Source organism: Halanaerobiales bacterium, assembly GCA_035270125.1.
In the GTDB taxonomy this organism is placed as follows: domain Bacteria; phylum Bacillota; class Halanaerobiia; order Halanaerobiales; family DATFIM01; genus DATFIM01.
On sequence record DATFIM010000086.1, the window covers coordinates 1 to 17,351 of the forward strand.

The 17,351-nt window shown below is 29.4% G+C and carries 23 protein-coding genes and 2 pseudogenes; 23 read left to right on the forward strand and 2 right to left on the reverse strand.

Annotated features, from left to right (window positions below; translation table 11 throughout):
• Positions 1-153 precede the first annotated feature (153 nt).
• Positions 154-498 carry a DUF3024 domain-containing protein gene (locus VJ881_04610; GenBank protein ID HKL75331.1) on the forward strand — a complete coding sequence of 115 codons (345 nt, stop codon included), beginning with the start codon at positions 154-156 and terminating at the stop codon, positions 496-498.
• A 127-nt stretch (positions 499-625) separates the two neighbouring features.
• Here the strand turns inward: VJ881_04610 and VJ881_04615 are convergent, their stop codons facing one another.
• Both VJ881_04615 and VJ881_04620 read right to left on the reverse strand, forming a co-directional pair.
• Positions 626-895: a helix-turn-helix transcriptional regulator gene (locus tag VJ881_04615; protein HKL75332.1), complete on the reverse strand. Its 270-nt coding sequence runs from the start codon at positions 893-895 to the stop codon at positions 626-628.
• A gap of 10 nt (positions 896-905) precedes the next feature.
• A pseudogene (locus VJ881_04620) lies at positions 906-1,244 on the reverse strand (type II toxin-antitoxin system RelE/ParE family toxin).
• A gap of 420 nt (positions 1,245-1,664) precedes the next feature.
• Between VJ881_04620 and VJ881_04625 the strand changes: the two are divergent.
• From VJ881_04625 to VJ881_04730, 22 genes and pseudogenes are all read left to right on the forward strand, one after another.
• Positions 1,665-2,711, forward strand: a complete 1,047-nt coding sequence (locus VJ881_04625; GenBank protein HKL75333.1) for a Fic family protein — start codon at positions 1,665-1,667, stop codon at positions 2,709-2,711.
• A 196-nt stretch (positions 2,712-2,907) separates the two neighbouring features.
• Positions 2,908-3,936, forward strand: coding sequence for a S66 peptidase family protein (locus VJ881_04630; GenBank protein HKL75334.1), 1,029 nt, complete (start codon positions 2,908-2,910; stop codon positions 3,934-3,936).
• A gap of 217 nt (positions 3,937-4,153) precedes the next feature.
• A complete protein-coding gene (locus VJ881_04635) occupies positions 4,154-4,765 on the forward strand; it encodes an NUDIX domain-containing protein (protein ID HKL75335.1) in 612 nt (203 codons plus the stop codon).
• A 299-nt stretch (positions 4,766-5,064) separates the two neighbouring features.
• On the forward strand, positions 5,065-5,517 hold the full coding sequence (locus VJ881_04640) for a GNAT family N-acetyltransferase (GenBank protein ID HKL75336.1): 453 nt from the start codon (positions 5,065-5,067) through the stop codon (positions 5,515-5,517).
• A gap of 225 nt (positions 5,518-5,742) precedes the next feature.
• Positions 5,743-6,789: a BtrH N-terminal domain-containing protein gene (locus VJ881_04645; GenBank protein ID HKL75337.1), complete on the forward strand. Its 1,047-nt coding sequence runs from the start codon at positions 5,743-5,745 to the stop codon at positions 6,787-6,789.
• A gap of 190 nt (positions 6,790-6,979) precedes the next feature.
• Positions 6,980-7,828 (forward strand): annotated as a pseudogene (locus VJ881_04650) (SDR family NAD(P)-dependent oxidoreductase).
• A gap of 108 nt (positions 7,829-7,936) precedes the next feature.
• Positions 7,937-8,128, forward strand: a complete 192-nt coding sequence (locus tag VJ881_04655) for a hypothetical protein (protein ID HKL75338.1) — start codon at positions 7,937-7,939, stop codon at positions 8,126-8,128.
• Between the two features lie 44 nt (positions 8,129-8,172).
• A complete protein-coding gene (locus tag VJ881_04660; GenBank protein HKL75339.1) occupies positions 8,173-9,000 on the forward strand; it encodes a CPBP family intramembrane glutamic endopeptidase in 828 nt (275 codons plus the stop codon).
• A 129-nt stretch (positions 9,001-9,129) separates the two neighbouring features.
• On the forward strand, positions 9,130-9,717 hold the full coding sequence (locus VJ881_04665) for a nitroreductase family protein (protein ID HKL75340.1): 588 nt from the start codon (positions 9,130-9,132) through the stop codon (positions 9,715-9,717).
• 229 nt (positions 9,718-9,946) lie between these two features.
• On the forward strand, positions 9,947-10,414 hold the full coding sequence (locus tag VJ881_04670) for a hypothetical protein (protein ID HKL75341.1): 468 nt from the start codon (positions 9,947-9,949) through the stop codon (positions 10,412-10,414).
• A gap of 277 nt (positions 10,415-10,691) precedes the next feature.
• On the forward strand, positions 10,692-11,546 hold the full coding sequence (locus tag VJ881_04675) for an aminoglycoside 6-adenylyltransferase (protein HKL75342.1): 855 nt from the start codon (positions 10,692-10,694) through the stop codon (positions 11,544-11,546).
• A gap of 8 nt (positions 11,547-11,554) precedes the next feature.
• On the forward strand, positions 11,555-11,746 hold the full coding sequence (locus VJ881_04680) for a cyclase family protein (protein ID HKL75343.1): 192 nt from the start codon (positions 11,555-11,557) through the stop codon (positions 11,744-11,746).
• Positions 11,747-12,043: 297 nt separating this feature from the next.
• Positions 12,044-12,421: a VOC family protein gene (locus tag VJ881_04685; GenBank protein ID HKL75344.1), complete on the forward strand. Its 378-nt coding sequence runs from the start codon at positions 12,044-12,046 to the stop codon at positions 12,419-12,421.
• Positions 12,422-12,608: 187 nt separating this feature from the next.
• Positions 12,609-12,743 (forward strand): hypothetical protein, encoded by a 135-nt coding sequence (locus VJ881_04690; GenBank protein HKL75345.1) that lies wholly within the window; start codon positions 12,609-12,611, stop codon positions 12,741-12,743.
• Positions 12,744-12,769: 26 nt separating this feature from the next.
• Entirely contained in the window at positions 12,770-13,687 is a 918-nt protein-coding gene (locus tag VJ881_04695; GenBank protein HKL75346.1) for a phosphotransferase, read from the forward strand.
• 66 nt (positions 13,688-13,753) lie between these two features.
• The gene (locus VJ881_04700) at positions 13,754-14,752 is read left to right on the forward strand and encodes a hypothetical protein (protein HKL75347.1); all 999 of its coding nucleotides are present in this window, start codon (positions 13,754-13,756) and stop codon (positions 14,750-14,752) included.
• Positions 14,753-14,902: 150 nt separating this feature from the next.
• Positions 14,903-15,043, forward strand: a complete 141-nt coding sequence (locus tag VJ881_04705; protein ID HKL75348.1) for a hypothetical protein — start codon at positions 14,903-14,905, stop codon at positions 15,041-15,043.
• A 94-nt stretch (positions 15,044-15,137) separates the two neighbouring features.
• Positions 15,138-15,776, forward strand: coding sequence for a GNAT family N-acetyltransferase (locus tag VJ881_04710; protein ID HKL75349.1), 639 nt, complete (start codon positions 15,138-15,140; stop codon positions 15,774-15,776).
• A 123-nt stretch (positions 15,777-15,899) separates the two neighbouring features.
• Complete coding sequence (locus tag VJ881_04715; GenBank protein ID HKL75350.1) at positions 15,900-16,037, forward strand: hypothetical protein; 138 nt, start codon at positions 15,900-15,902, stop codon at positions 16,035-16,037.
• Positions 16,038-16,235: 198 nt separating this feature from the next.
• Positions 16,236-16,403 (forward strand): hypothetical protein, encoded by a 168-nt coding sequence (locus VJ881_04720; GenBank protein HKL75351.1) that lies wholly within the window; start codon positions 16,236-16,238, stop codon positions 16,401-16,403.
• A gap of 212 nt (positions 16,404-16,615) precedes the next feature.
• Positions 16,616-16,828, forward strand: a complete 213-nt coding sequence (locus tag VJ881_04725) for a helix-turn-helix transcriptional regulator (GenBank protein ID HKL75352.1) — start codon at positions 16,616-16,618, stop codon at positions 16,826-16,828.
• Positions 16,818-17,249, forward strand: a complete 432-nt coding sequence (locus VJ881_04730; GenBank protein ID HKL75353.1) for a DUF6442 family protein — start codon at positions 16,818-16,820, stop codon at positions 17,247-17,249. The genes VJ881_04725 and VJ881_04730 overlap by 11 nt, the downstream gene beginning before the upstream one ends.
• Positions 17,250-17,351 lie beyond the last annotated feature (102 nt).

The window sequence follows — 17,351 nt, forward strand, 5'->3', positions numbered from 1 at the left end:
ATCAGTTCTTGATAAATATAATAAGATTAGACAAAAAGTTCTTTTGACTGATGACACTGAAAAAACTAGATTATTTTATGAAACAAATGGATTTGAATCAGCTAATAAATTAAATCTTGTTTCATATGTAGCAATAAATAAAGGGTGATTATAATGGCTCTAGATGATTTACAACAGAAAAGGGTTAAGAAAATTTTAGATATTTTTTGTGAAAACCGCGTTCCAGAAAGAGTTAAAAATCAGATTAAATTGGATTACAATATCAGAGGCAACTATGTGACATTAATTGAAAAGCGCAGTCATTATAAGGATCCAAAAAAATGGACTAAACAGAAAATTGCTCAATTTAGATTTAATCCAGGAGATAATAAATGGTCTTTATATTGGTGGAGACATAACGGAAAGTGGTATAAATATAATGAAATTGAACCAAGTAATAATCTGCAAAAATTAGTAGATGAAGTAGATGAAGATCCAACATCGATTTTTTGGGGATAGACGTGGGTCAGCTTACTTCACATAACATGGGATTTACGCGAACGGCAACGCCGTAAATCCCAGGGACATTATATGAAATTTTGCCTAAATTAAAGCAAAAAAACAGTGACTATAAAGCAAGTCACTGTTAATGAAATCTAATTTCAAGTTTTTTACCAAGTGCATTAGCTACTTTATCAAGAAATTCAATGCTTGGGTTATAATCATCATTTTCTAGACGAGAAATTGCAGATTGTTTTGTTCCTATTTTTTCAGCTAATTCTTTTTGACTCAGATTATTTTCAATGCGATATTTAATAATTTGCTTTTTTATTTCATACATTACGTCAAGATCATTATATTCTTTCTTTACATCTGGATTTTGCATTAAAGTTTTTTTGACCTCATTGTGGTCCATATGATTCACCTCACTTTATTTTATTAAGTCGATTAAGTGCTTTATTTATTTCTCGTTGTGGAGTTTTATTAGATTTTTTCTTAAATCCGTGTAAGAGGATAAAAACACCATCTTTATAATTAAAGAAAAAGATTCTAAAAATATTAGAACTATGTTTTATTCGTAGCTCCTATAAATCATTATATCCTTTTAATTTTTTGTTATGTGGCATTCCTAAAAACAAACCAAATTCTTCAAGCAAATCAATTTCTCTTAAAATTTTTGCTTGTTCTTTAGGGGATTGCTGTTGAATAAAGTCAACAACCGGAGATTTATTATTTTTTACATAATATTTTACTTTATACATCATTAACTCACTCCAATTTTTATTGCAATAAAATTATATCACATATATGTTATAATATCAATTGTATAACTAATATAGATCAAAAAAGAAAATAGGGCAGGCAAAACTTCATATAACATAGGATTTCCGTGACGCCAAAGGCAGTGGCTACCCTACGGGATATGCTCTCTGTCACAAAGTTTGCAATGATTTATGTGAGTGTTTAGGTAGCAAACTTAGTGCCAGACCCTTTCGGGCACGAGCACGTCGGGACCCCTCGGGATGTTAACCGAAATACCTCTTTGAATATATTCATATTCGGAAGAACATATTCATTAAACCATTAAATGAATATGTTTATGGAAAAATGAATATGTTTATGATATAATAAATATATTCATAAGAAGATCAAATGAATATATTTATAGAGGAGTGAATAAGTTTATGATGTCATTTAGAGATGAAAAATTAAAAAATGAAGAAGTTCCAATGGATATAGTAAGTTTAATAGGAAAGATAAATGAATATAAAGGGAAGCAAAATTTATATTTAGACCAATCTCCACAAGTATTAGAAAAGTTAAAAGAAGTAGCAGTAGTTCAAAGTACTAAAGCATCAAATAGTATAGAAGGAATAGTTATTACAGATAAGCGTTTAAAAGAGATTATGCATGATAATACAGTACCTAAAGATCGTTCTGAAGGTGAAATTGCAGGTTATAGAGATGTATTAAATACTATTCATACTTCATATGATGCTATTCCGATAAACCCTAATATAATTTTGCAGTTTCATAGAGATTTATATAAATTTGTTTCTGCTGAAGGAGGAAAATGGAAAAATCAAGATAACGTTATTGAAGAGATATTACCGAATGGAGAAAGATATGTAAGGTTCAAACCAGTATCTGCAGCTAATACTCCAGCAGCTGTAGAGGAATTGTGCGATTATTTAAGTAGAGAAATGAAAGAAGAAAATATTGAACCACTAATATTAATTGGGACATTTATATTAGATTTTTTAAGTATTCATCCTTTTAATGACGGTAATGGAAGGGTGGCTAGATTATTAACATTATTATTATTATATAAATATGATTATAAAGTTGGAAGATATATAAGTTTAGAGAAAGTGATTGCAAAAAGCAAATCAAGTTATTATGAATCTCTAAATAAATCTTCTATAGGTTGGCATGAAGGAGAGCATAATATTTTTGTTTGGCTCAATTATTTTTTAGGAACCCTACTAGCAGCATACAGAAAATTTGAAGATAGAGTAGGTTTAGTAAAAAATAAAAAGGGAAATAAAAGCTTTAGAGTAGAAAAAGCTATTAAAAGTACAGTAGGAAAATTTGAAAAGGAAGATATAAGAAATGCTTGCCCAGATGTTTCAGAATCTACAATTAATAGAGTATTTAGAAAATTAAAAGAAGAAGGAATAATAGAATTATTAGGAAAAGGAAGAAATGCTAAATGGAAAAGATTAGAGTAACTGCGAGTTACTTCGGCTAACATGCGATTAGCGACATCTAGGCTAGAAGAATAAGCAAAGCTAGGTGTTGCATATGAAAGTTATAGAGGAAGGACAAGTTATAGGAGCAGTAGCGGAGACGTCGCGAATTCCAAAGACGTTATCTGCAATAACGGCTAAGTCTATCTTATATTAAATAATAGGAGTTGATTCAATAATGATAAATTATCCCACCCCTTTAAAAAAAGGAGACACAATTGGGATTACTGCACCATCATCTGGTGTGACAGGAGTTTTTGCTAAGAAATTAGAAAATGCTAAAAAACAGTTGAAAAATTTAGGCTATAATTTTATTGAAACTGATTCTGTTAAAAGCCAAAGTAAATTAACCAGTGCCCCTTCAAGTATTAGAGCTAAAGAATTTACTTCATTATATTTAAATGAAGATGTAAAAGCAATAATTCCTCCTTGGGGAGGAGAATTTCTAATGGATATGCTACCTTATTTAGATTATGAAAAACTAAGGGAAGCAAAACCTAAATGGATACTAGGATTTTCCGATATAAGTACATTATTATTCACTTTAACTTTAAAGCTTAATATTGCCACAGCTCATGGCCCTAATTTACTAGATTTTGGTAATAATCCAATTCATGAATCAGTTTTGAACACTTTAAGTATTTTGAATATGGAAAAAGGAGATGCTTTTTTACAACATAGCTTAGATCAATATCAAAAAGAGTGGCTAGAGGTTACGGAAAATAACTTTCCTCCTTATAATTTAACAGAAAAATCAGAGTGGAAGATTTTAGGTGATAGAGAAGAGGTTGAATGTAGTGGAAGGCTTTTGGGAGGAAATTTGGATGTTTTATGTAAATTGATTGGAACTCCATATGATTTAGTGGAAAACTTTAAAAATTTAAATAACGATAATGGTTTTATTTGGTATTTTGAAAGTTGTGAAATGGATTCTTCTGATATATATAGGACCTTATGGCAGATAAAGATGAATGGATGGTTTGAAGGTTGTAATGGTATATTGTATGGAAGGGTAGAAGGCTATAGTGATGTAGATGATTTTAAATTGGTTGACGCATTAGAGTATCCATTATCTGATTTAGAAGTCCCCGTAATATATGATGTAGATTTAGGTCATATGCCACCTCAATTAGTATTAATCAATGGAGCATATGCAACTATTGAGGTAAAAAAAGGAGAAGGAAGAATAAAACAAAAATTAATATAATATATTGTCGCCGTGACTGCAGATAACATGGCATTTCCGTTACGGTCATAGTACTGCCTACTCTACGGGACATTACCTTTGTCATGTCTTTTGGAATAAAAGGGTAAGGGGCTTTGGCAGCAAAAGTCTTGTCAACCCTGACGGGACGGTAACATCGGAAATAATAGGAACGTTATACGACATTGCTTTTCTAGTGTTAGATAATTGGGGTGATCATATGAAAAATATTTTTAATTATTTACCAGAAGAAGCTGAAATAGGTGTTGGTTTGGCTATAAAGAAAGATGATCATTATATCTTTTTTATAGCAGGAGATAGACATAATTGTTTTGAAGGTGAATTGTTTTATGCAGGTGTTGGAGGACATTTGGAAAAAGAAGAAACTTTAATTGAATGTGGACAGCGAGAGGCCAAAGAAGAAATTGGAATTATTCCTGAAATAATATCTTCATATAAAACTCAATACATTTCGAAAGATGGTAATATAAAAGAAATAAAAATTAAAAATAATATTAAACCATATGCAATTTATGAAATGATTCATCCTGATAGAACACCAAAAGCAGGCAATGTATATCATATAATTATATATAAGGCTAAGTTAAAAGAAACACCTAAAAACTTAAAAAAAGATGAAGTGAGAGGGATTATTGCTTTGACAAAAGAACAAGTTATACAGGGTAAAAAACAAAAAATGAAACTAGGCAAATTAAAAGATGAAGGTGCTAAAATAATAACTGGTGCAGAAAATATTGATAATGAAACAAAATTATATCCAATAGGAACTGCTAAAGCATTAGCAGAGATATTTTTATTAAATGAGAGATAGAAAGCAACAATCGTATAACATAGGATTTCCGTTACGCCAAAGACTGGCTACCCTACGAGACATTATCTTTGTCATGATTTTTGCAAATAATGGTAAGGGGTTGCAGTAGCAAAAGTCCTGCCCCCCTCCGGGACGACAACGTCGGAAATACCAGTAACGTTATGTGAAATACACGCAGATAAAAATTACATTAAAAATGGCAGTTGCAGAATCATACTTATGTTAAATTAACTGACTACTTTAACCCTAAAGAGGAATAAGGTATTGGTGATTACTTTTAATACAGGAGATGATAATCAATGAACACAATAGTAAGTGCTTCACCAAAAGACACAAAATTGTTAGCTAGTCTAGAAATTAGAACTGAAGCTTATTGGGGATATGATTCAAGTTTTATGGATAAATTCAAAGAAATATACTTAATTACAGAAGAATTTATATTAAATAATCCAACTTATATTCTAAAGGACAATGAGATAATAATTGGATTTTATGGATTATTGCTAAATGATGATGAGTTCTCGTTAGAATATCTATTTATAGAACCTATGTATATTGGAAAAGGATATGGCAAAATATTATGGAATCACGCTCTTGCAGAATGTAAAAAACTGGTTATTAGAGAATTTACAATTATAACTAGTCCAGATGCAAGAGGATTCTATTTGAAATTAGGAGCAACTATTGATAAGCAAGTAGATTCATTAATATCAAAGGGAAATAAAACCCCTAAACTTATTTATAGACTATAAAATAAGAATAAAATTAATTTGGTGAAACTATATACTTTTTTTATGTATGTATCTTATAATGTATAGCAAAAAAATAACCTTGAATTTACAACGTGGGTTGCTTGTACATCTCATAACAGCAAGGTTTACGGTTCCACTCCTGTAGTCGTTTCACCCAAATTTCTTCATCAAGGGCAGTCGCCCTAAGATTCAGAAACTTCGTAAACCTGCGGGACGTTATATGACATGCTAAGTTTATTAAGGAAGGTGAAAAAAATTATTTTAAATAATTACAATCATAAAGTAGGTATTAATTGTGAAAGTAACACTATGCGTGATTTATTGGAATATCATGGAGTAAATCTTTCTGAACCATTAATAATAGGATTATGTGAAGGATTTTCTTTTGTATATCTCAATTTGAAAGCGATGGGATTTCCATTTGTTGGTGGCAGAACAAAAGATGGTTGGTTGGAAAAGTTTTCTGAGAATACGGGTATTCAATTTGATATTAGGAAAACCACTTCAACGAAAAAGGCTTGGAACAATCTTATTGAACCACTTAATCAGGGAAAACCAGTTGGTTTAGGAGTAGATTTTTATCATTTAGATTATATACCAGAAGAAGAAAGGATTCATTTTGTTGGACATGTAATATCTGCATGTGGCTATGATGATGATTATGTATATGTTGGAGAGCGTGATTACAAGGATATTCAAAAAATATCACATTCTAGTTTAGAAGAAGCTAGATCAGGAAAAGTTTATGGTATGGGTGGCGCTGATAATCTTAGTTTTACGATTACAGAAGTTAATAAAATAAATTTACAAGAGATTTTACCCCGTGTTATTAAGAGTATGGCCCAGTCATTTATGAATCCCCCTTTTAAAGGGGCTGGATATAAAGGGATTTACAAATTATCATGTGAAATTAAAAAGACTTGGACAGAAATAGCTAGAAAAAATGAATTTAAAGGTAGTGATTTTAAAGGATGGGGTTATGTAGCCTCAATGTGGGATGATTGGGGTACAGGAGGATCTATTTTTCGTAATCCATTACGTGATTTTTTAAAAGAAACATTACAGTATGTTGATTTAACTGAGGTGAAGAAAGCATATGAAATCTATTGTGATGTAGCTAATCGTTATAGTGAAATGACAGATATTTTGAGGGAAATGGATGAAGATAGAAGTAAAGAAGATGCAGCATTAGAAGATCTATCAAAAATGGCATTGAATCAGGCAAAAAAAGAAGAAAAGGCAATGACAATGCTGTCCAATATAAAGCTTTAGGCCACACGTCGTATAACATGATATTTCTGTAACGGCTAAAGGCCAGCCTACTCTGCGGGATATGCCTTCTGTTACGATGTTTGTAGGAGTAACTGATGAAACAAACTGGATGAAATATTTCTAATTGATATACTTATTTATATGTATATAAGTTGTGGTTAATAAAATCTAAAATAATGGAGGATTAAAAATGAATAGACTTGAAAATAAAATAGCTGTTGTAACAGGAGGTAGTAGAGGGGTTGGAAAAGGTATAGCAAAAGGACTTGCTGAACAAGGAGCAATAGTTTATATTACTGGGAGAACTGTTGATAAAGATAATGCAGATGTACCTCTTGCTGGTACAATAAATGAGACAGCCAAAGAAGTTAATGAATTAGGTGGAGTAGGCATTCCTTATCAGTGCGACCATAAAAATGATGAGGAAGTAAGAAAACTATTTAAAAAAATTAAAAACGAATATGGGAATTTAGATATCTTAGTTAATAATGTTTGAGCTGGCTATGAAAATATCTATCAAGTTAATAAACCAGAGGATTATATATTTGAAGATAATTTTTGGGAACAACCGATTTCATTATGGGATGATATGTTTGATGTAGGTTTGAGATCAAATTATATTGCAAGTAAATTTGCTGTACCTCTAATGTTAGAACAAAATAGTGGATTAATAGTTAATATATCATTTTTTGCTGGGCGAAGATATATGTCTAATGTAGCATATGGAGTATGCAAAGCAGCGGTAGATAGATTAACTCAAGATATGGCACATGAATTAAAAGATGATGGGATAGCATCAGTCTCATTATATCCAGGTATGGTTAGAACTGAGGGGGTTATGAGAAATAAAGATATATTGGATTTATCTAATTCTGAATCACCTATGTTTATAGGTAGAGCAGTAGCTGCACTTGCACAAGATAAAAAAATAATAAATAAAACTGGAAATATATTAATTGCAGCAGAAGTGGCAAAAGAATACAATTTTACCGATATAGATGTTAAACAACCTAAATCATTAAGAAAAGAGCTATGGTAGTCGGGCACTTCAGATAACATGTGACGGAACGAAACGTCGGAAATATCAGGAATGTTATCTGAAATTAGTCCTGATTGCAATAAATTTTTTTGAAAGGATGTGTAGAGTATGAAAGAGAAACTAAGAATACCTATGTTGATAACTAATATTATTATATTTTTTTCTACCGCAGGGGGACTATTCTTTGCAATTCGTGAGAGTAGTTCAGAAAGGATAATTGTTTTATCTATTGTATTGATATTATCTATTATAGCAATGATTATTTTTTTAATAACTTCTAATAGACATTCAACTAAATAGTCTTTAAATATTTCTATTTACAAATAGTTGATAGAGGTGGTTTTATGAATATTATAATTAATCGTGGAGAATCGAAACTTATAAAGTTTTTTTTAATAGCGTTTGCTTTTACCTGGTTATTTTGGATTCCAGATGCTCTTGGTAAAAGGGGGATTTTACCAAATATAATATGGACTAATCTTGGCTTTTTGGGAGCATTTGGGCCTATGATTGCTTCTTTATTTTTGGTATATAAGGAAAAAGGAATAGGAGGAATGAAAAATATTTTTAAGAAAGGCATGCATTATGACTTTGAGAATAAATGGTGGTTTATTATTTTTTTTCTATTTCCTATAATAATATTTATTGCATATGTTGCAAGTATTTTAGTGGATTCCACTATTCCAACCTCAGAAGCAAAAGGGTTATACTGGTTTTTGCCCTTTATTTTCTTTTTTGTTTTATTTACTGGAGGACCTTTGACTGAAGAATTAGGTTGGCGTGGATATGCTTTGCCACGTCTGCAAGCTAAATATTCTCCTTTTGTTTCGACTTTAATTTTAGGGTTTATCTGGAGCATCTGGCATTTCCCCCAATTTATTGTTCCACCTGAAAAAACTGGTATGTTTTACATAACTCCTATATGGTCGTTTATTTTTACAGTTATTGCAGCAAATTTTGTGTATACTTGGATTTTCAATCATACAAATGGTAGTATTTTAGCAGTAATAATTTTACATACTCAGATGAATTTATTTTTATGGATTTTTCCAGTTTTATATACATCAACCGGATATTTATGGATATTAGGATTGTTTATAGTGACTGGAATATTAATTCTTGTATTTGATCGTAAATATTTTTTCAGTAAATCAAATTTAATGAAATTATAACAAAGGCAAGGTGAAAAATTAGGAAAAATGAAACAATATTTTAAATAGGAATTCTGAATAAAGTATATATTTATAACAAAAATCTGATAGAAGGGGTTTTATCAATATAAGTAGAAAGGAAAATATAAAATGTTATTGGATTTGTTAAAGAAGAGGTGTAGTGTGCGTAATTTTTCAGACAAAAATATTTCTGAGGAAATTGTTGATTATATACTTGAAACGGGGAGATTATCTCCATCAGGTGGAAATGAACAACCCTGGAAATTTGGAGTTATCAATAATAAAGAGTTAATTAGAGAAATTTCTGAAATAGCATATGATCAAAAATGGATAGAAAATGCAAATTTATTAATTGTTTTATGTACTAATATAGTAGCAGATGAAAGAGGCGGAAGAGATATACAGAAAGCAAGATTTCCAGAGTTAGAAACTGAAATTGAAAATATGGATAAAGAACTTTATAGTAAGTTAAATCAAGAGGAGCATCAGACTAAGATAGCAGGAACTCATATGGTTTTAGCAGCTTTAGAACATGGAATTGGTTCTACTTGGGTTTCTTACTTTAGAGTAAATGAGCTATCAAAATTACTAGATTTGCCTATAGGTTATATTCCAGCAGAAATTATTGCTTTTGGATATCCAAAGGATGAGATGAAAGTTGTTAAAAAGAAGAGTATAGATGAAGTTGTATTTTATAATAATGAATTAACAACATAGAAGAAGTTATTTGAAAAATTTATATTAATAAACTGATAAAACTTTCTAAGAAACCTAAATTGTTTGAGAAAACCGAAAATGATTTTTGGGATGAAGATATATTTTGTGGAAAAGATATTAAAATTCTTGACCTTGGTTGTGGCCAGGACTACCAAGTCGGGAACCCTCGGAATGTTATATGACATAGGGACGAAAATCAGTATGTTATACTTTAGAAGAAGCCGAAGAAATGAAAAGATGTGCAGAAAAATATAATAAGAAACTATTTATAGATTTGTTTTTTAAATTTTCTGATCCTCATAGATTTGCAATTGAAAAGATAAAATCAAATTCTTTAGGAAAGCCATTAGTTGTAAAAGCTTATCAAAAGACACCTCCTCATTGGGGAAATATGAATTTAAATAGAATTGTACAAGATTTCATGTTACATAATTTTGATTTTATAACAGAAATCATGGGGGAACCAGTAGAAATTATGGCTAATGGTATTGAAAAAAACAATTCACATGTCTTTGCTAATTTAAAATATGAAGATGGAGTAGCTACAGTAGAAAGTTCAACAATGTTACCGAGCAAATTTCCATTTAATATTGGATTTAATATTATATGTGAATCAGGAACATTAACTTTTGATAGTAAGTTTGGAGAGATTACTGAACAGAATACTATTCTTTATAAAGATGATGAAGTTGAATAAATCAATTTACCTTCTAACAATGATTATGAAGAAGCAATTAAACATGTAATTAATAATATTAGTGATGGCAAATCTAGTTCAATTATTTCTATAAATGAAGCAATAAAATCTTTAAAAATTGTATTAGGAATAAAAAAATCTTTGAATAACAGTTGTATTGTAAACTTAAAGGATAAAAAACAGAATTAATATCAGATAATATGAGATTAGCTACCATAATTCTATTAGAGACATGCCATTTTCTTTGTCATATCTTTTGCATTCAAGGGGTGGGTTTATGAGAACAGAAAAAGAAGTTTTATCACAGTTCAAAGAATGGGGAAAAAGAAACAAATTGATTAGAGCGGCAGTATTAACTAGTTCCCGTGTTAAACCCGATGCAAATGTTGATTTTTTATCTGATTATGATATTGAATTATATGTATCTGATTTAAACAAATTCAAAAAGAATGATGATTGGCTTGAAACATTTGGACCTATTATGGTACGTTGGCCTTTTAAACCACGTTCAACAGGTTTTAAAACAGGTTGTTGGATTACTCGACTTGTTTTATTTAAAGATGGGGTAAGAATTGATTTTCAGATTACAGATCAGTTAAAAATAGAGTCAGAAGCATATGATAATGGTTACGAAGTTTTAATAGATAAAGATGGAATAACAAATGGACTAGCAGAGCCAACATATTCAGAGTATATAATAGAAAAACCTAGTAAAGAAGAATATGAAGTTTTAGTAAATGAATTTTGGTGGAATGCCTATTATGTTCCTAAATATCTTTGGAGAGATCAGTTAACCTTTGCTAAGTATATGTTGGATTATACACTTAGATATTCATTTTTACACAAAATTATAGATTGGCATATCGGGATGCAAAATGATTGGTCAGTGGAAACAGGAGCTTTAGGTAAAAAGTTTAAGATTTATCTTGATGCAGAAACATGGGCAGAGTTGGAAGAAACATATGTAGGGGCAGATATAGAAGAAAATTGGACAGCATTTTTTAATCTAACTACTTTTTTTAGAAAAATGGCAAAGCAAGTTGGGAAAAAATTAGGTTATGAATATCCCAACCAGGTAGATAAAGAGGTCATGGAATTTTGTAGGGAAATTAAAAAAACAAAAAAAGAGTGATATAATTAATGAATAAATTAATAAATTTGAGTCAGGATATAATTGATCATATGGTTGTTCATCCATATGATGATAAAGTAAAATTGTATCAGGATAAACATTTAGAAGAAGACAAGTATAATAATTTCAGATTAGAAATTGGCATGCATGCAGGTACTCATATAGATACACCAATGCATTTAACTAAACGAAAAATATAAAAATGTTAGGAATAGATTTACCCTCACCGGACAAGTACCTATTTGAGATACATAAAAAAGTTTAAAGTGCAAGCGACAACTGCACATAACATGAGTATTTAGGAAAGTTGATTGGAAACTCAATACTTATCGGGATATTATCTTTGTCAAGTCTTTTGCAAAAAGAGAATCAGGGGTATTTTGATGCAAAAGAAATACCACCCCTAATGAGACACATCAGAAATACCCGGGATCTTATATAAAATAACCGCCTGTATTGCAAGTAAAAATTATCTTCAGCAGAAAGGATAAAAACTCATGAAACCCAAATTAGAATCTGCTTACATAGCTATAGAAAATACTGATAGAGCTTTAAGTTTTTACGAATGGTTTTTAGAAAGATCAGCAGTGAAGAAAGGTGAGAGTTTATATCTCTTTAATGTAGATGGATTCCGCCTTTTCTTGTTTGATCATAATAATGAGAATGAAGAAGTAAAGTATGGAGATAATTGTTTATTAAGTTTTGAGGTAGATAATGCTAGAAAAACCAAGGATAAGATAGAAAACCTTGGTTTAAATATCATTTTTCCTTTAACAAAAATCTTAGATAATATAGTTTTTGAGTTCGAAGATCCCGAAGGAAACCATATAGAAGTCTTTTCTAATGTATTAACCTCAAATAAAAGTAGTGATTAAAGAGAAATTATTCGTAACTAACGGTTGTTACAGCATATAGCATAGGATTGAAGGCGCTGCTTAATGAACTTTCTTTTAGCATTAATTATAATTGTATATTATACAAAAGATACAAATAATATTGATAACCGGTTGGTCTAAATGCATTATGTGGAAGAATCAAGTTTTTAGTTAGGGGGAGTGTAAAATGAAGATATGTTTAGCTAAAAAAACCGATTTAAAAGAAATTAAATCTTTATTAGATAAGCAATACATTTTTCATGAAAAAGAAGGATTTACTTCATTTATGGAAAGTAAAGAGATGAGGTTGATAAAAGCATAGTTTATAATTACCAAAGGAGAATAATCATGAAAATATCTGAAGTGAAAAAAATGATATTAGATAAGACTTTAATTAATGCTTATAATAAAGTGCATAAAATAAATAAGGGTTGGTCAGCAGATGAAAAATATTATATTGAAAGTAAAAATGGCAAAAAATTTTTACTTAGAGTTAGTCCTATAAAATATTTAAATAATAAAGAAAAAGAGTTTAATATTATGAAAGATATATATAATTTAGAAATAAATATGTCAAAGCCAATTGATTTTGGAATATGTAATAGGGGGCAAAATGTATATATATTATTGTCCTGGATTGAAGGGAAAGCATTAGATGAAGAAATAATATCATTTTCAGAAGAAAAGCAATATGATATTGGATATGAAGCAGGACAAATTCTAAAAAAAATACATTCTATTTCTGCACCAGATGGACAGGAAGATTGGGAACAGAGAATGTTAAAAAAAATTAATTATCATTTAGAAGAATACAAAAAGTGTGGGATTGAAATAAAAAATGATAATAAGGCAATAGAGTATGTAAAAGATAATTTACATTTACTTAAAAACCGTCCCCAAACTTTTCATCATGGAGATTTTCATGTTGGAAATCTAATATTAACTTATAATAATAAACTTGGAGTTATTGACTTTAATAGATGGGATTATGGTGATCCATATGAAGAATTTTATAAAATGATGTTATTTAGTAGAGATGTAAGTATTCCTTTTACTAAAGGACAAATTGATGGATATTTTGATGAAAAGGTCCCTAAAGATTTTTTTAAAATACTTGCTCTATATCTTGCAGATGTAATTTTATATTCTGTTGTTTGGGCTATTCCTTATGGTGAAGATGATGTTAATACAATGTTGAGATTAGCAGATATGATATTTGCAGATTATGATAATTTTAATTCAGTTGTACCAAAGTGGCTTAAGTAAAAACAATAACGTCGGAAATACCAGGGAGGTTAAGCAAAATTAGCCTAAAAGTAGAGGTGATAACTATTGAGCACACACGAATATGATGATAATATGAGGGCAGATAATGAATTTATAAAAGGGGATTTATCATTTTTAGTAAAAGGTAATAAATGTCGATTGCTTGATGGTAGAAGGACTACTGGATATATCGAAAAATATGATGAAGATAGTGCAATGTTTAGATGGAAAATAACTAAGTATGAAGATAAAGGTAAGCATTGGGATCTACCTGCAGAATCAGTTACTAAATTTCAATTTGAGAAAGAATCAGAACAATTGAGTGATAATGAAGTTAATATTATAAAAGAAAAAATTAAAAAATATAAAGAAAACCTATATATAAAAGCAAAGGAAAGTGAAAAGATAAAGACTGAAGCTGTGATAGCAGAAAGAGAGAAAGAGATAAAAAAATGGTTAAAAGATAATTCAATGTTTTTTAAAAGCAATAAGAAATTAAATTTTGATTCAAAGGAAGGTCCTTCGTCTCTTACTGAAGATTTAACTGAATATATGAAATTAAAGGGTTTGTATGATATTGAAAGGAAAACAGCGGAAACTATGGTTTTAAACCCAAAATCTGGAGAATGGATTAAAGGTATGGAAATAATGTTGGGGGAAATGGGGTTGGTTTCTTACAAGGGTAAAATACCAAGAACCAAAGGTATTTTTACTGGTCTTGGAAGTAAAAATAAGAGATACAAATATTTAGTTCATAGGTTGGCTTTTGTTAGAGCATACTTTAATTTATTAAAAATAAAAGAAATAGTTATTTATAGAGGTATGAGTAATGAAAAAGATTGGAAAGTAATTCCAAGAACATTTTTATACTGTACATTAAGTTATGATGTTGCGAAAGATTTTAGCGATTTTAATAGAGAAAGTAAATATAGAACATCATATATTATAAAAATGACATGTTCAGTAAAAAAATTATTAATGACTTACATAGAAACCCAAGCCTTAAATAGACAGTATAAAGAAGCAGAAGCAATACTACTTTATGATAGAAAGATTACTATATAAAAAGAAAACCAGCTAACTTCGCATAACATAGCATTTTAGTAACGGCTAAAGACCTTCTAACCCTAGCGCGACAGTAACAGTGGAAATCTTAAGGATGTTATTGGAAATCGAATCGTGAGTTAATAACTAAAATAAAAAAGAGGTGGAATGTTGACTATTAAATTTAAAATGGTAACAGAAGATCATATTAATGAGGCAGTTGATTTAGTAACTAATGCGTATTATGAAGAAATGAAGGTTATTCCTTATCTCCCTGAAGAAGATTATTCAAAAATTTTTAGCAGGCTATGATATAGAAGAATTATGGGGTAAGTGTAAAGGTATATACTGCCCACTATATGGCCATGGAGCGATAAAAAGAAATCGCAGAAAAATATATCAATATTTGTATAAAAAAGCAGCAGAGATATGGGTAGAAAAAGGTATTACCAATCATTCAATAACCTTATATGCACAAGATAAAGAAATTCTTGATACTTGGTTTTGGATGGGGTTTGGTATTCGTTGTGTTGATGCTATTCGTGAGGTAAACCAAATAAACAAAGAAAAATCAGAAATAAATATTAAGAAAGCTAAATTAAGTGACGTATCTTCTTTGGCAGATATTGATGCAAAACATAATTCATATTATAAAGAGTCTCCTATTTTTATGCCAGTACAAGAGGAAGATCCTATTAGTCATTTGACTGAGTGGTTAGGTAAAGAAAACCATCATATGTGGGTAGCTTATGATAATAAAAAGGTTATAGGATATATGAGAATTGAAGAAAATGGTGAGAGATTATTTACAGAACATCAAGATATTATGAATATTACTGGTGCATATGTTGAAGAAACATATAGAGGAAAAAGTATTGGGACTTATTTACTTGATTCTATACAAAAATGGCTTATAGAAAATGAGTATAAACTTTGTGGAGTTGATTTTGAGTCTATAAACATAACTGGAAGTGAGTTTTGGAATAAGTATTTTACACCTTATACATATAGTTTAGCAAGACGAATAGATGAAAGAATAATATAATAAAAAAATAAAAAGGCGAAAAATTTGCAAGTGAAGTTTTCGATTATTCGATAATAATATATTTCTGGATACGTTATATGAAATATCGCTAAATTTTTAAACTTTTTTAAAGGAGGAGCGTTTTTGAACACACCCAAATGGCGAGAACCTATTATAGACCCATATTCTATCATACTTAATGAAGATTTAGAATTAAAATCAATAGATGGATATCCTCATGCGGGAAATGATGTTTTTAAATGCAGTAATAACTGGGTCTAAGCAAAGTTTAGAAATAACTAAAAATACTAATATGAAATATTTAATTAGAGATGATAGAAGTAATATAGAGGAGACATTAAAATGTATTGAAAAACATTTCCGCTTTTGTTCCTTTGTCACTGCACCCAAATTTATCAGCCCAAGAGATGTTTAATTTAATATATTAAATTAATAATTTTAAAAGCAGGTGTTATAAAAGTGTTACAATATATTTTGAATAAATTAACAGAGGAAGAAGCAAAAGAAATATGTTCATGGAGATATAGTGGACTATATGCTATATATAATTTTTCAGATTGGGAAGTAGTTAAAGAAAATGGTTGGGATTTAGCAGTAGAGGATAAAAGAAGAAAAGGGTTATGGTAAAGATGTAATGAAATTATTTCAAATAGAATTTAGTAAATTTTAAAGCATAAGTATACTCATTTTACTTCGTTTAAAATGGTATTCATATTACACATACGCAAAAATCTATCGCTACTATTATATACCAAATGTAAAGTTTACTTGACATACCTGAGAAAAACAAGTATAATAGATGTAAAGTTAACTTTACACACGAGAGGGAAGGAGATAATGTGAAAAATAGATTAGAAGAATTTAGAAAGAAACATGATTTAAGCCAGGAAGAATTGGCAGATGAATTGGAAGTATCTCGACAAACAATTGGTTCATTAGAAAATGGCCGATATAATCCTTCAATTATTTTGGCCTTTAAAATTGCAAATTTTTTTAACAAATCTATTGAAGAAATATTTATTTATGAGGAGGAATTTAAAAATGACAAATAAAAAAGTTATATTATTGATTACATTAGTATTAAGTATAGTGCTATTTTCTTTTGGTTTTATTTCTGTAAAAATGAAATTATTTAATGAACAATGGAAAATATTGCCTTATATTTTAGTTGGAGTTGGTTTTGGTGCCTTTGGTCACATTTTAGGTTCAATTATTCAAAATAAAATATTGAAGAAAAATCCAGAGGTAGCAAAAAAAATAAATATTGAAAAAAATGATGAACGTAACTTAACTATAAAAAATAGAGCAAAAAGTAAAGCATTTGATGCAATGTTATATATATTTGGAGGAGTTATGCTAATATTAGTTTTTTTGAATGTTGATTTAATAATTACTTTATTAATACTAGGTGCATATTTACTAGTTTTTGGTATTTATGTTTATTATATAAATAAATTGCATAAAGTAATTTGAGAAATATGGTAAAAAATCCAAATCATTAATTAAAAATATGTTAGGAAGTGGTGCAGGATGAAAACTACATACAAATGTATTTTAAAAAATAAATTTACCATA